Origin of the sequence: Micromonospora sp. NPDC047762, from assembly GCF_043204655.1 — a bacterium.
In the GTDB taxonomy this organism is placed as follows: Bacteria; Actinomycetota; Actinomycetes; order Mycobacteriales; family Micromonosporaceae; genus Micromonospora.
Window position 1 is genome coordinate 1,043,691 of sequence record NZ_JBIDCQ010000002.1, and the last position, 12,949, is coordinate 1,056,639.

Genomic DNA, 12,949 nt, shown 5'->3' on the forward strand with positions numbered 1-12,949 from the left:
CCCGGTCATGGCAGCTCGGATTTCCCTCACCCTCGACTCCACGGACGCGCAGGTGCTCGCCGCCTTCTGGAAGGAGGCCCTGGGTTACATCGACGAGCCACCACCGCCGCCCTTCGCCACCCGCGCGGAATGGCACGCGCAGTTCGACCTGCCAGAGGACGACCTTCCCGAGCACGGCGCGTGGCTGTGCGACCCCGATGGTGTCGGCCCCTACCTCTCCATCCTCAACGTGCCCGAGCCCAAGACGGCGAAGAACCGGCTCCACATCGACATCCGGGTGCCCGGCCACGGCAACTCCGACGAGCAGTGGGCGCGGATCCGGGCTGAGGCCGAGCGGCTGGCGCGGGCCGGCGGACGGGTCCTGGCGGAGTTCGACCAGCAACACGTGGTGATGGCCGACCCGGAGGGCAACGAATTTTGCGTGGCGGCGGCCTCAGCCTGAGCACGGCGTCACCAGGTCTCCAGGCGGTCGAGGTCGCGGGCCGGCCGGTACCCGCCGAGGATCGCCAAGCCCTCCGCCTCGGTGTAGCCGTTCCCCCAACCCCTGCGGAACGCCTCGACGACGCAGGGCTTGACGGTCATCTCCAGGACGTCACTGCCTTGCCGACGAGCCCGGTACGGGCCGGCGACGAGATCCCCGGGCCGGGCGTCATCGCGGGCCGGAGCGGGTTGCGCCCGAACGGTCAGCCAACGGCCGGACGCGTCACCGACCACCAGAGCGCCCTCGACGAAGAAGTCCCGCGCCGAACGGCCGAGCGTGACCGAGCACTCCAGCAGCCGTCCCTCGGGCGGCAGCGACTCCAGGCGGAACGGCACGACGCACCGGTGGGCGCGGTCGAACCGCATCCGGCTCGCCGTACCCGTCGCATCGTCAAGGGTGGTCGCGTAGGTTTCCACCTGGGCCCAGAACCCGTCGGCGGGCTGCCAGCGGACGATCCACAGCTTCCGGTCGCCGGACGGATCGAACCAGGCGACCCCCGAGCGGTCGCCGACCCGTACCTCGGTCCGTCCCTGCGGTCGCCCCTGCGAGGACAACGTCTGCTGGAGCCCGTCGAGCAACGCCTCGGTGCGCGCCAGCACGAAACGGGCCTGACCGCTCGGACCCCGGAACTCGACGCTCTCGATGCCGCGCCCGGTGCGCCACGTGGCGAAGTCGGCACCGTTCACCAGGGTGTCGGTCGTGAAGTGCACAGTCGCGGCATCGGCGCCGACCTCCTCGGGGCGTACGGTCCCATCGCTCTGTGCCTCCGGCAGCATCAGTGCCGCGACCGGCATGACCGGGTCATCGGTGCTCCGAACGCCCGGGATCGCCAGCACCACCGAGGTGAGAGCGACACACGCCGCTGCCACGCCCCCGGTGATCAGCCCCCGCCGCCGCAGTCGCAGCCGCCGGCCCCGATGCCGGGCCTGTCGCACGATCGGCGTCGGGTCGATGTCGCCTCCCGCCCGATGCCTGAGCGTGGTGGCGAGCTGCTCGTCGAGGTCACTGAACATCAGAGCTCTCCTGCCCATGCGTGGGTTGCCGCACCCTGTCGTCGACGCAGCGCCGCCAAGGCCCGCTTGGCGTGTGTGCGTACCGTCCCGGTTGAACAGGCGAGGATCTCGGCGATCGACGTGTCGTCCAGATCCTCGTAGTAGCGCAGCACGATCACGGTGCGCTGACGTGCCGGCAGATCACAGACCAACCGCCACAGGGCGTCGCGCTCGGCGACGCCGGCGGCCTCGTCCACCCCGCCGGCCCGGTCGAGCACCGCGGCAACCGAGATCTCCCGGCTGCTGAGCCGACGCCACCACGAGTTGTGGGTGTTGACGAGCATGCGCCGGACGTACGCGTCCGGCTGGTCCGTCCGCGAGATGCGCCCCCACCGGGCGTACGCCCGGGCGAGGACCTCCTGAACCAGGTCCTCGGCCCGATGCTCGTCACCGGTCAACAGCCGGGCGAGCCGCACCAGCGCCGAAGTGCGAGCGAACGCGTACTCCTCGAACGTCACGCCCTATTAACGCCGTAGGCCGGCCAACCCGTAGACACCCGCCGGGCACTTTCTACCGAGCAGGGCCGTCGTGACACGCCCACCTGTCGAGGCGTCGGCGGGGCTACCTCCGTCCGTGTCGGGAGAAAATCTATGAGCGAAGCGCTAGACATTCGTGCCCTCGCCGACTAACGTTCCTGGGGTCGAGAGAGCAAACAAAGACGCTGACGTTGCCGCCCCGCACGAGGGCGAAGGAGCGGGGCCCAGAAAGCTTGTAGGGCCTGCTCAGTTCGGCGACGGGCACTTGCCGTCGATGGTTAGTACGTGGAAGGCGTGTGACAGCGGGTGAGGCCGACGCTTGTTCAGGGCTTCACCCGAGGTTGAGAAAGGTTCGTCGCACGTGTCAGGGCCATGAAGTCGCGTGGGGCTCGGACACCGACGGACAGCACGGAGTACGACAGAGGAAATCAGAGGCAAGGGAGGGCATTACACCGTTGGATCGCCCGCTGCCAGTCGCGTTCGTGGGCTGGGCGCGGACACCGCAGTTTCCATCGAACGAGAGGTGGTCTCCGGTCACGCTTATGCGATCCTCGCACCCGAAGTCGTCCCTGACGGCTGGTGCGGACAAGACAAGCCGACGTTCTGTCGGTAGATGGTGTTCCTGACCCACAACCCTTGGGCCCCGGTGCTTCCGAGCACCGGGGCCCTCGTGATGGAGGTTCCATGGCTCAACCCGACGATATGTTCGACGATGAGGACTACCCCGCCTACACGATGGGCCGTGCCGCCGAGATCCTCGGCTGCTCGCAGGACTTCCTACGCCGACTCGGCGATGCGAAACTGATCGACCCCCAGCGCTCCAGCGGCGGGCACCGTCGCTACTCCCGCTACCAACTGCGCCTTGCCGCGAGAGCCCGGGAGATGTGCGACCAGGGCACCGACATGGCCTCGGCCTGCCGGATCATCATTCTTGAGGACCAACTCGAAGAGGCCCTTCGGCGCAATGAGCGCCACCAGCAGGGCTGAGATGGTTGCGGTGCTGATAGGTCGTTGAATGCCGGTCATGTCGCTGACGATCGGACCGGCGTTCACCATCCCCGGGTACACCACAGTGGCCAACCGCCTCCGACAGTGGGTGCGAGGCGACTGTGTATGCCGCCGATGTCGTGGTGGGCCACCCGGCCTTCTGGTCGCACTACCTGGCCGGCCCACTCGGCGCGGACAGGGAGGTGGACGCTGCCTTCGAGGTCACAGCGGCCGTGAGAGCGAGCGCCGCATCCACGACTGTCATGCACGGAGGCACCGAACCGCCGGAGTAGCGTCGGGTGGGCCGACTAGCCGACGTCCCTGGCAAACAGCGCCACCACAGTCGGATTGTGTGTGCTGAGGCCGATCCGCTGCGCCCAGCGTCCGAGGCCGACCAGTCCGACCCCATGGGCCTCCTGCTCAGTGCCGGCCGCGATGACCGCACTCAGGGTGGTTGCCCGATCACCCATTTGAGAAATGGCGATCGGGTTCACCCGTGAGTCATCCGTGGCGCCGTCGTCCTCAAGCCAAGCAGGCGACACGCCGGCATACTCGACTGTCATGACCCACGTCGGGGTGACGGCTGACATGGATGTCCTTCCAGCTTCTGCCGAGAGTCTGCGTAACGGATGTGGGGCTCGGTCGGAACTTCGGCTCAGTTGGCTGTAGGAAGCCCTGGTGATGGTCTCGACCGGGCACGGCAAGCCGCTGACCTGCGGTGGTGAAGTGCGCCCGGCAGGATTCGAACCTGCGGCCTTGGGATTAGAAGTCCCCTGCTCTATCCGCTGAGCTACGGGCGCGCGTGGCGTGGATGTCGCGCCCAGAGGGTACCGCCGTCCCAATGCCCGACGGCGAAAAGGGTGCCCGCGTCCACGTTGCCGAGCAGAGTCTCACGTCCGCCCCGTAGCGGGCATCCGGGTTACCTCGAAGCGGCCAGGCCCCGGACCGTACCGTTGGCTGGTGCTGCTGGATTCCGACGCCGAAAGCGACGTCGCCTACGAGCTGTGCCAGGTCGTCGGTCGCGCCATCCTGCCGTACCGGTCATCGGGCGACGTCGGTACGGCGTTCTTCTTCCAGGACGGCGACGACCCGGTGGGAGAGTCGCTGCTGACGGCGGCCGACCTGGTGGGCGGTTCGGGCGGTGAGTTGACCCTGCGGGCCAGTGTCACCGAGCCGGCGGGGGTGGCCCCGGCCGTCATTTCCGAGGCTGAGATCGTGCCCGGTTGGGCCCGCTTCGCGGGCGACGGGGTCGCCGTGTTGCCGACCGCCGGGCTGCACCGGTATGCCGGCGACGGAGGCTGGCGGTGGCGGGTCCAGCCGGTGCCGGCGGGGATCGCCGCCGGGCCCGAGGTGGTCGCCCGCCTCGGTGCCGACACCAGTTCCGCTTTCGTGCTGGCCCACGGGGTACGCGAAGACGGGTCGCGACCGCTGGAGGTCGCGATCGAGCGGGTGGTCCGCGACGGGGACGCCGTGCTGATCACCACCGAGCTGCCACCGGGGTACGTCGGCGCACCGGTCTTCATCGTGCAGGCCGAAGCCGCCGGTGAGGTTTCCCCGTACTGCCTGGGCCTGGTTTTGCCCGGTGTCGGCGCGCACCCGGTGGCGACCTTCGACCGGATCAGTGCCGTCCTTCGGGCGACGCCCGGCGACGTCTGAACCGCGCGCCCGGCCTGGTCAGCCGCCGGCAGTCGTCGCCTTCGCCGGGTCGGCCGGCTGCGCGTGGGTGCGCGCGGCGTCGGCGGGGGCGGTGGGGCCGGCGGCGAGGAACGCCTCGGCCCAGCGGCCCACCTCGTCGAAGACCTTCGTCCGCACGGCCGGACCGGAGAGCGTGAGGTCGTGCAACCCGCCGTCGAAGCGCGCCAGTGTGACGTGGCGACCGAGGCGGGGCGCGTAGCGGACCATGTGCTCGACGTCCAGTACGGCGTCGGCCAGGGTCGCGTTGTCGTGCCATTTGGTGCCTCGGAATGACCGGGTCGAGCAGGCCAGCAGCACCGGCACCTGGATGTCCAGCCCGGCGCGCAGCCGGCGTTGCCCGGTGCGGATCGCGTTCAGCCAGCCGGCCCGGACGGGGAACCCGGCCAGCGGCTTCCACGCCAGGTCGTAGGTCCACTCGCCGCGGTGGTCGGAGTGGATGCTCTCGCCGTACACAGTGCCCAGCCCGAACGGCAGGATGCGGTGCGGCGCCCTGCGGCCCAGCCGGGACACGGCGGCCGCGAGGGGTCGACGGACCGCCCAGGGGGCGTTCAGGTCGAAGAAGGGGCTGTTGAGCACCAGGCCGTCGATGGTGCCGGTGTCGCGGCGGGCGTCCGCCCAGAGCGAGATGATCAGGCCACCGGTGGAGTGGCCCATCGCCAGCAGGGTGTCGTGCCCGTCGTCCTTGCGGATGATCTCGGCGGCGGCGTCCAGCTCGGGGAAGTAGTCGCTGATGTCGCGGCAGAAGTTCGGGGTCTGGGCCGGGAGCAGACTCCGGCCGTACTTACGCAGGTCGAGCGCGTAGAAATCCCAGCCTCGCTCGGCGAAGAAGTCAGCCAGGTGAGTCTGGAAGAAGTAGTCGACGAAGCCGTGCACGTAGAGCACGGCCCGCCCGGTGGGGCGTTCGGCCCGCCGCCGGACCAGTGTCGCGACAACGGGGCCTTCGTCGTCGGTGCCCAGGTCGATCGTCTGCCGCTCGTACGGCGGCCCCAACACGTCCGGTTCCACGAACGCGACGCTACGCCGCCAACCTACCCAGCGGTAGCCCACGCCCGCCCGATGCTCGCCCCCGCGATCTTGCACTTTGTGTCCCGGCGTAAGGGGCGATTGCCGCCATTCGGCGTTTGAAAGTGCAAGATCGCGGGGGTGTGGCGTGGGTCAGGCGGTTTCCGCGTCGGCGCGGAGGGCCGGGTCGGCGGGCTCGTCGGCCTCGACCTGCGGCTGCGGGACATCGCGCAGGTGCTTGTTGTGCCGGGGCTCCTGGCGGGTCTTGGCGTCGTTGAGCTTGCGGCGCAGGTCGTCCCGGACGTCATTGAGGGCGGCGTGCAGATCCTCCTCGGCGGAGGTGGTGACGATCTTCTGTCGGCCGGCGATCCAGCACTCCAGGGTGACCTTCTGACCGCGCGCCTCCCGGTCCTTCACCGACACCTCCAGCTCGGTGGCATCGGCGTGGAAGCTGGCGAGCCGGGCGTCGAGGGTGCCGAACTGCTCGGCGATCCAGTTGCGGTCGCCCTGGGAGAACCCGGCGCCCACCCGCAGGCACTCAGCCACGGTGGCCGGGTTCGCCACGGCGCTCATCGCTGCGCCTCGGAAGCGTTCGCGGAGCCGATGGTAGTGATCATCATGGCGCTGACCTCTCGTCGACGTGGAGCTGTCGGTAGTGCGTTGATCAAGTCCTTACCCAGTTCGGGCGGCCTGGGAAACCGTGGACGGCGGGTCGGGTGGGTCGGGCGTACCACAGCAGGTCTTGATCAGGGCGTTGTCCACAGGTGGGTTCGTCATCCACAGGTCGGAGACGGGTGCTCACAAAGGGCGCCCTCAGTGTCGATGCTCGTTTCGAGTCGACTCGCGCTGGCAGGCCCCGATCCCCCTGGAGGGACGATGTTCGACACTTACGTGACAATCGTCGGCAATGTGCTGACTACGCCCGAGTGGCGGCGTACGACCCAGAGCAACACCCTGGTGGCCAACTTCAAGGTCGCCTCCACCGCCCGCCGACTCGACCGGGACAGCGGCCGGTGGGTTGACGGCAATTCGCTCCGCGTCCGCGTCAACTGCTGGCGCAAACTCGCCGAGGGGGTGGCGGCCTCCGTCATGGTCGGCGATCCGGTGGTGGTCTGCGGGCGGCTCTACACCCGCGACTGGACCGACGACGGCGGTAACCACCGCACGCTCTACGAGTTGGAGGCGGTGGCCGTCGGCCATGACCTGTCCCGGGGGCGCGCCCGCTTCCTGCGCAACCGGCCGAGCATGGCGACCAGCACGCTGGAGGACGCGGAGGCCGAGAGCCGGGTGCACGGCGAGCCCACCGAGCCGGTGCCGGCCGGGCAGGCGCCAACGCTGCCCGACGACGGTCCGCTGGACGACGACTTCGAGCTGCCCGACTACGCGGAGCTGCGAACCAGCCCGTTCGGCAACGTCCCGGCGGATGACGACAGCTCTCCGAGCGGCGGCGTCTTCGGTGACCGCGGAGCGCTTGCGAGCGGCGGACAGGGCGGGCCGGCCGACGCTGCTCCGGCACTCGACGACGAGTTGGCCCCGTCGCCCGAGGCGGACGACGACAACGCCGACGGTGACCTGGACGTCGAGTTGGGTTCGGTGCCCGACGAGGGGCAGCCGGAGCCGGCGCAGCCCGGTCGAGGGCGGCGTGGTCGGGGCCGGATTCCGCAGCCAGCCTGACCGATCGGCTCGGCCGTCGCGGTTGAGCGGCACGACGGGGGCGGGGTGGCGGCGCGACCAGCGTCGTCACCCCGCGTGACAGGACGTCGGCGGGTTTGCCGGCCTGTCACTCGACGGGTTCTCGTTGCCGGTGCGGCACCGTGGGTTGGGCTGGTTCACGGGGTGCTCGTCTAGGCTGGCCGGCCGGAGGTGGTGCGGGTGCGACGGACAGCGCCGATGGCGAACGCGGTGGGGCTGCTGGCCGGGTACGCGCTGGACAGGCTGCTCGGCGACCCCCGCCGGTGGCACCCGGTGGCCGGCTTCGGGCAGGCGGCGGGGGCGCTGGAGCGCCACCTCTACCGCCCGGACCGAACGGCGGGTACGGCATTCACCGCGCTGGCCGTGGGCGGGCCGGTGTTGCTCGGGGCGGTCGCCGCGGCGGCTACCCGCGACCGGCCGGTGACCCGGGCGGTGCTGGTGGCGGCCGGCACCTGGACCGTGCTGGGCGGCCGCACGCTACGGCACGAGGCGACCGTCATGGGTCGTACGCTGCGTGACGGTGACCTGCCCGCTGCAAGGCGACGTCTCGGTCACCTCTGCGGGCGGGACCCGTCGACGCTGGGCGAGTCGGAGCTGGCCCGTGCCACAGTCGAGTCGGTCGCGGAGAACACCTCCGACGCGGTGGTCGCTCCGCTGCTCTGGGGTGCGGTCGCTGGTCTGCCCGGGCTGCTGGGCTACCGCGCGGCGAACACCCTTGATGCGATGGTCGGGCACCGGTCGACGCACTACGCGCGGTTCGGCACGCCGGCCGCTCGGCTGGACGACGCGCTCAACCTCCTGCCGTCCCGGCTGACCGGGCTGCTCACCATTGCCGTCGCGCCGGTCGCGCACGGGGACCGGCAGCGCGCCTGGCAGGTGTGGCGGCGGGACCGCAACGACCACCCGAGCCCCAACGCCGGTCAGTGCGAGGCGGCGATGGCGGGCGCGCTCGGGGTCCGCCTCGGTGGTCGAAACGTCTACTTCGGGCGCTCCGAGGTGCGGCCGTTCCTCGGCGACGGTCCCCGCCCCGAGGCGCGGCACCTGAAGCGGGCCGCCCGGATCTCCGGCGCGGTGGGGCTGGCCGCCGTCGGGTTGGCCGCCGCGTACCCGGTGACGCTCGGCCGGCTGGTCGGCGCGCTGAGCAGGCGTGCACTGACCGGTGCCGTGGGCCGGCGAGGGTCGGCGGATATGGCCGGAGGGCGCGGGTGGGGTGGCGTGGCCGGGGCCCTGCGGTCGGGCGGTGCCGGTGAGCAGGGGCTGCGAGCCGTCGGTGTGGGCAGGGCCGCCGGGGTGCGGCGGGGGAGTGGGAGGTGAGCGGCGGGCTGCTGGTGGCCGGCACGACGTCCGACGCCGGCAAGAGCGTGCTCACCGCCGGCATCTGCCGTTGGCTGCACCGGCAGGGCGTGAAGGTGGCGCCGTACAAGGCGCAGAACATGTCGAACAACTCGGCGGTGGTCGTCGGGGCGGACGGGCGCGGCGGCGAGATCGGGCGTGCCCAGGCCATGCAGGCCGCGGCGTGCGGGCTCGCACCCGACCTGCGGTTCAACCCGGTGCTGCTCAAGCCGGGCAGCGACCTGGCCAGTCAGGTGGTGCTGCTGGGCGAGGCGGTCGACACGATCACCGCGGGCACCTTCCGGCAGTTGCGTCCCCGGCTCGCCGAGACCGCGTACGCCGCGCTGGCCGAGCTGCGCGAGACGTACGACGTGGTGATCTGCGAGGGCGCCGGCAGCCCTGCGGAGATCAACCTGCGGGCCGGTGACTACGTCAACATGGGGCTGGCCCGGCACGCCAACCTGCCCACCATCGTCGTCGGCGACATCGACCGGGGCGGTGTCTTCGCCTCGATGTTCGGCACCGTGGCCCTGCTCGACCCGGCCGACCAGGCGCTGATCGCCGGATTCGTGATCAACAAGTTCCGGGGCGACCTCGGGCTGCTCCAGCCGGGTCTGGACATGTTGCGTCAGGTCACCGGCCGTCCCACGTACGGGGTGCTGCCCTGGTCACTGGACCTGTGGCTCGACGCGGAGGACTCACTCGCCTACGGTCGGGTGCTCGGTCGACCCGCCGCCCCGCACGGCAGGGAATGGCTGGACGTGGCCGTCGTCCGCCTACCCCGGATCAGCAACGCCACCGACGTGGAGGCGCTCGCCACCGAGCCGGGCGTCCGGGTGCGCCTCACCATCGAACCGGCCGAACTGGCCGCCGCCGATCTGGTCGTCCTACCCGGCTCCAAGTCCACCGTCGCCGACCTCGGGTGGCTGCGTGAGACCGGTCTCGCCGACGCGGTGGCCACCCATGTGGCGGCCGGCAAGCCCCTGCTCGGCCTCTGCGGGGGCTTCCAGATGCTCGGCCGCGCCATTAACGATCCGGTGGAGAGCCGGCAGGGCAGCGTGCCGGGGCTCGGCCTGCTGCCCATCGACATCACCTTCGACCCGCGCAAGACCGTCCGGCAGTCGGTGGGCACCGGCCCCGGTGGCCTTCCGGTGCGGGGCTACGAGATCCACCACGGGTACGTCTCCCAGGCCGACCCGAGCCTGACCCCGCTGCTGACCAGCGACGACGGCGTCGGAGAGGGCGCCGTGCTCGGCGCGGTGCACGGCACGCACTGGCACGGGGCGTTCGAGTCTGACGAGTTCCGCCGGTGGTTCCTCACCGAGGCCGCTCGCCTGGCCGGTCGCAGCGGGTTCCGGGTCGCACCGGCCACCAGCTTCGCCGCCGCCCGGGAAAACTCGCTCGACCTGCTCGGCGACCTGGTCGAGGAACACCTGGACACCGATGCCCTCTGGCGTCTCATCGAAGCCGGCCCACCCGCCGACCTGCCCTTCATCCCACCCGGCCCTCCACCCTCCTGACCGGCGCACCGTCCCCTGTGGAGGGTGCTCGATCCTCGTCGTGGGGGCCTCGTCCATCCGAGGAGGGGCCTGTTTTCCGGATCGGGCACGATCTTGCGCGGACCGACCGCCCGCAACGGAACGTGAGGGGCGGGGTCGGGGGAGTCAGGGGCGGATGTCGGCGGGACGGTCGGTGGTGGGCAGGCCGGCGGCGAGCCAGGCGTCCACGCCGCCGATCATGTCGGTGGCCCGGCGCAGCCCGAGGGTCTGCAGGCTGGCGGCGGCCAGGCTGGAGCTGTAACCCTGTCGGCACACCAGGATGATCTCCCGGTCGTACCCGGTGGCTTCCGGGATCCGCCAGGCACTGGCCGGATCGAGGCGCCACTCCAGTACGGTCCGGTCGACGACGACCGCGCCCGGCAGGTCGCCCTGTTCGCGGCGCTGCAGTTCGGTACGGGTGTCGACCAGCAACGCGCCGCCGCGGACCGCCTCGACGGTCTGCTGCGGAGTCAGTCGGTGCAGCCCGGCACGGGCCTGTTCGAGTAGGGCGTCTATACCGGGGCTCATCACGTCTCGGAGCACCACCCGATCATGCCGATTCGGTGGCACCCCGGGCGGCGAACGGGCCGCCCGTCACCCGTCGCCGCCCCAATTCCCCCGGACGTGACGGTGGCCGACCGGGGCGGTCAGCCGGACGTGTCAGGGTGACCCACAGTGGCCCTCCGGTCGGCATGATCGACACGGTCACCGACAACTGTGGTCCCGCCGACAGGGACGTCGACGAACCGAGTCGATCACCCTGCCCACCAGCGGTGGCGGCATACTTCGGACATGCACCACGGAGGGCTGCGCTGAACCCGGGAACCGGCGGACCGACAGTCGCGGTTGTCGAGGCGTACGCCGAACTGGCTCGTCGGGTGCTCGCGGGCCCGGCGCGGTTGGGGCGGACCCGGCTGGTCGCTGTCGACGGGCCGAGTGGCGCGGGTAAGAGCCGGTTCGCCACGCAGCTCGCGGACGCCCTGGCGGGGCCGCTCGACGGCCGACCGCCGGTGGTACACACCGACGACCTGCTCGACGGGTGGGACGACCAGGTCACCTTCTGGCCCCGGCTCGACGAGGGGGTGCTCGCCCCGCTGCGTGTCGGTGAGCCGGGTGCCTACCGGCGGTACAGCTGGGTCCGGCGGTGTTTCCTGCCCCGGCCGGTTCCGGTTCCGGTGGCTCCGGTGCTGGTGGTCGAGGGGGTCAGCGCCGCTCGGGCGGTCGTCCGGCCGGAGCTGACGCTGGCCGTGTTCGTCACCGCGCCCGCGTCGCTGCGGCTGGCTCGCGCGGTCGCCCGGGACGGGCCGGAGATCCTGCCCGAGCTGCGCCGCTGGCATGACGGGGAGCGGGCGCACTTCGCCCTCGACGAGACCGCGACCTACGCCGACCTGGTGGTGGACGGCGCGCCGACACTGCCGTACGACGCGGACCGGTACTACGTGCGGCTGCGATGAGCGGGGCATGGACGTGGGCCACGGTCTGCGGCACGATGCGGAGAGCTACGGCGAACGGGGAGCCATCATGACGGCAGCGGACGCGCCAGCGCGGCGTCGGATCACCCTCACCGGCATCAGCTCGCGGGCCTGGGAGCACCCGGCCGACCGGGGTGCCCTGGTCGCGCTGCGGGAGCTGCGCGGTTTCGACGACGTGGTGCGGGCGTTCTTCGGGATGTGGAACGAGCGGGTTTCCGGCTGTCCGTGCTGGCCTCCGGCATCCGGGTCGACCACCGTCAGTATCCGGCGGTGTGGCAGCGCTACACCGAGGCCGCGGCGGCGCTCGACGTGGCCGAACTGCCCGAGCTGTACGTGACCCAGTCGCCCTGGTTGGGCGCCGAGGCGGTCGGGCTGGAGCGGCCGTTCATCGTGCTGAACTCCGCCTGCGTGCAGCAGTTCGACGAGGACGAACTGCGCTGCCTGCTCGGCCACGAGTTGGGCCACGTGGGCAGCGGGCACGCGGTCTACAAGACCATGCTCATGATCCTCACCCGGTGGGCGGCCAACCTGAGCTGGTTGCCGGTGGGCGCGATCGCGCTGCGCGCCATCATCGCGGCGATGCTGGAGTGGTGGCGCAAGGCGGAGCTCTCCGCCGACCGGGCCGGCCTGCTCGCCGGGCAGGACCCGGCCGCCGCGCTGCGGCTTCTGATGAAGCTCGCCGGCGGCGGTGACCTGTCCCAGGTCGACACCACAGCCTTCCTGGAGCAGGCCGCCGAGTACGCCGGTGGCGGCGATCTGCGAGACAGCCTGCACAAGATCCGGATGACCGCGTGGAGCACCCACCCGGTGCCGGTGGCGCGGGCGGCGTCGCTGCGCCAGTGGATCGACTCCGGGGCGTACGGGCGCGTGCTGGCGGGGGACTATCCGCGCCGCGAGGACGACAGCTCGACAAGCGTGTCGGAGGAGATCAAGGCGGCTGCCGAGTCGTACCGGGAGGAGTTCAGCCGGTCGACCGACCCACTGGTCGGGTTGCTGCGCCGGCTCGGCGACGGCGCGAGCGACGTCGGCGAGTGGGTGGGCGGCACCGCCGGTCGGGCCCGTTCCTGGATGGACGCCGCCACCGAGGCGGCGGGCCGCGCACACCGCGCCGGGCGGGCCGCCCCGGGCGCGCGGGCCGGAGCCGGCCCCGCGGACAGCGGTGACGGTACGGGCTCCGCCGGCACACCCCGGTAAGGCCGGCATACGATGCCGGTCATGACCT

The 12,949-nt window shown here is 71.4% G+C and carries 13 protein-coding genes, 1 tRNA gene and 1 pseudogene; 8 read left to right on the plus strand and 7 right to left on the minus strand.

Annotated elements, in window-relative coordinates:
- Positions 1-7: 7 nt before the first annotated feature.
- The gene (locus ACGF3C_RS10405) at positions 8-442 is read left to right on the plus strand and encodes a VOC family protein (protein ID WP_357202957.1); all 435 of its coding nucleotides are present in this window, start codon (positions 8-10) and stop codon (positions 440-442) included.
- Positions 443-450: 8 nt separating this feature from the next.
- On the opposite strand, the gene ACGF3C_RS10410 is transcribed toward ACGF3C_RS10405, so the two are convergent.
- Together ACGF3C_RS10410 and ACGF3C_RS10415 are read right to left on the minus strand one after the other, a co-directional pair.
- A complete protein-coding gene (locus ACGF3C_RS10410) occupies positions 451-1,494 on the minus strand; it encodes a hypothetical protein (RefSeq protein ID WP_393220588.1) in 1,044 nt (347 codons plus the stop codon).
- Positions 1,494-1,991 carry a SigE family RNA polymerase sigma factor gene (locus ACGF3C_RS10415; RefSeq protein WP_393220591.1) on the minus strand — a complete coding sequence of 166 codons (498 nt, stop codon included), beginning with the start codon at positions 1,989-1,991 and terminating at the stop codon, positions 1,494-1,496. The genes ACGF3C_RS10410 and ACGF3C_RS10415 overlap by 1 nt, the downstream gene beginning before the upstream one ends.
- 702 nt (positions 1,992-2,693) lie before the next feature.
- Between ACGF3C_RS10415 and ACGF3C_RS10420 the strand changes: the two genes are divergently transcribed.
- Positions 2,694-2,996 (plus strand): MerR family transcriptional regulator, encoded by a 303-nt coding sequence (locus tag ACGF3C_RS10420; protein WP_357202949.1) that lies wholly within the window; start codon positions 2,694-2,696, stop codon positions 2,994-2,996.
- Positions 2,997-3,304: 308 nt separating this feature from the next.
- Here ACGF3C_RS10420 and ACGF3C_RS10425 read toward each other — a convergent pair whose 3' ends face one another.
- Entirely contained in the window at positions 3,305-3,586 is a 282-nt protein-coding gene (locus ACGF3C_RS10425) for a hypothetical protein (protein ID WP_393220595.1), read from the minus strand.
- Positions 3,587-3,723: 137 nt separating this feature from the next.
- Positions 3,724-3,796, minus strand: a tRNA-Arg gene (locus tag ACGF3C_RS10430).
- Positions 3,797-3,956: 160 nt separating this feature from the next.
- Between ACGF3C_RS10430 and ACGF3C_RS10435 the strand changes: the two genes are divergently transcribed.
- Complete coding sequence (locus tag ACGF3C_RS10435) at positions 3,957-4,652, plus strand: hypothetical protein (protein WP_393220598.1); 696 nt, start codon at positions 3,957-3,959, stop codon at positions 4,650-4,652.
- Between the two features lie 18 nt (positions 4,653-4,670).
- Here the strand turns inward: ACGF3C_RS10435 and ACGF3C_RS10440 are convergent, their stop codons facing one another.
- Positions 4,671-5,696 carry an alpha/beta hydrolase gene (locus tag ACGF3C_RS10440; protein WP_393220601.1) on the minus strand — a complete coding sequence of 342 codons (1,026 nt, stop codon included), beginning with the start codon at positions 5,694-5,696 and terminating at the stop codon, positions 4,671-4,673.
- Positions 5,697-5,846: 150 nt separating this feature from the next.
- Positions 5,847-6,266 (minus strand): HPF/RaiA family ribosome-associated protein, encoded by a 420-nt coding sequence (locus ACGF3C_RS10445; RefSeq protein ID WP_357224382.1) that lies wholly within the window; start codon positions 6,264-6,266, stop codon positions 5,847-5,849.
- A gap of 303 nt (positions 6,267-6,569) precedes the next feature.
- Between ACGF3C_RS10445 and ACGF3C_RS10450 the strand changes: the two genes are divergently transcribed.
- From ACGF3C_RS10450 to ACGF3C_RS10460, 3 genes and pseudogenes are all read left to right on the plus strand, one after another.
- Positions 6,570-7,367, plus strand: coding sequence for a single-stranded DNA-binding protein (locus tag ACGF3C_RS10450; RefSeq protein ID WP_357224387.1), 798 nt, complete (start codon positions 6,570-6,572; stop codon positions 7,365-7,367).
- Positions 7,368-7,583: 216 nt separating this feature from the next.
- Positions 7,584-8,564, plus strand: a pseudogene (locus ACGF3C_RS10455) (cobalamin biosynthesis protein); the annotation flags it as partial.
- Positions 8,565-8,695: 131 nt separating this feature from the next.
- Positions 8,696-10,237: a cobyric acid synthase gene (locus tag ACGF3C_RS10460; RefSeq protein ID WP_393220605.1), complete on the plus strand. Its 1,542-nt coding sequence runs from the start codon at positions 8,696-8,698 to the stop codon at positions 10,235-10,237.
- A 144-nt stretch (positions 10,238-10,381) separates the two neighbouring features.
- On the opposite strand, the gene ACGF3C_RS10465 is transcribed toward ACGF3C_RS10460, so the two are convergent.
- Positions 10,382-10,783, minus strand: coding sequence for a rhodanese-like domain-containing protein (locus ACGF3C_RS10465; protein WP_355009007.1), 402 nt, complete (start codon positions 10,781-10,783; stop codon positions 10,382-10,384).
- A 164-nt stretch (positions 10,784-10,947) separates the two neighbouring features.
- On the opposite strand from ACGF3C_RS10465, the gene ACGF3C_RS10470 reads away from it, so the two are divergent.
- Positions 10,948-11,709 carry a uridine kinase gene (locus tag ACGF3C_RS10470; RefSeq protein WP_393220817.1) on the plus strand — a complete coding sequence of 254 codons (762 nt, stop codon included), beginning with the start codon at positions 10,948-10,950 and terminating at the stop codon, positions 11,707-11,709.
- Positions 11,710-11,925: 216 nt separating this feature from the next.
- Positions 11,926-12,921 carry a M48 family metallopeptidase gene (locus tag ACGF3C_RS10475; RefSeq protein WP_393220608.1) on the plus strand — a complete coding sequence of 332 codons (996 nt, stop codon included), beginning with the start codon at positions 11,926-11,928 and terminating at the stop codon, positions 12,919-12,921.
- The last annotated feature ends 28 nt before the right edge of the window (positions 12,922-12,949 follow it).

Excerpts from the sequence above, each read along its gene's own strand:
- ACGF3C_RS10465 (WP_355009007.1), bottom strand. The coding sequence starts at position 10,783 with ATGAGCCCCGGTATAGACGCCCTACTCGAACAGGCCCGTGCCGGGCTG.
- ACGF3C_RS10410 (WP_393220588.1), bottom strand. The coding sequence starts at position 1,494 with ATGTTCAGTGACCTCGACGAGCAGCTCGCCACCACGCTCAGGCATCGG.
- ACGF3C_RS10420 (WP_357202949.1), top strand. The coding sequence starts at position 2,694 with ATGGCTCAACCCGACGATATGTTCGACGATGAGGACTACCCCGCCTAC.
- ACGF3C_RS10405 (WP_357202957.1), top strand. The coding sequence starts at position 8 with ATGGCAGCTCGGATTTCCCTCACCCTCGACTCCACGGACGCGCAGGTG.
- ACGF3C_RS10445 (WP_357224382.1), bottom strand. The coding sequence starts at position 6,266 with ATGAGCGCCGTGGCGAACCCGGCCACCGTGGCTGAGTGCCTGCGGGTG.
- ACGF3C_RS10450 (WP_357224387.1), top strand. The coding sequence starts at position 6,570 with ATGTTCGACACTTACGTGACAATCGTCGGCAATGTGCTGACTACGCCC.
- ACGF3C_RS10425 (WP_393220595.1), bottom strand. The coding sequence starts at position 3,586 with ATGTCAGCCGTCACCCCGACGTGGGTCATGACAGTCGAGTATGCCGGC.
- ACGF3C_RS10470 (WP_393220817.1), top strand. The coding sequence starts at position 10,948 with ATGATCGACACGGTCACCGACAACTGTGGTCCCGCCGACAGGGACGTC.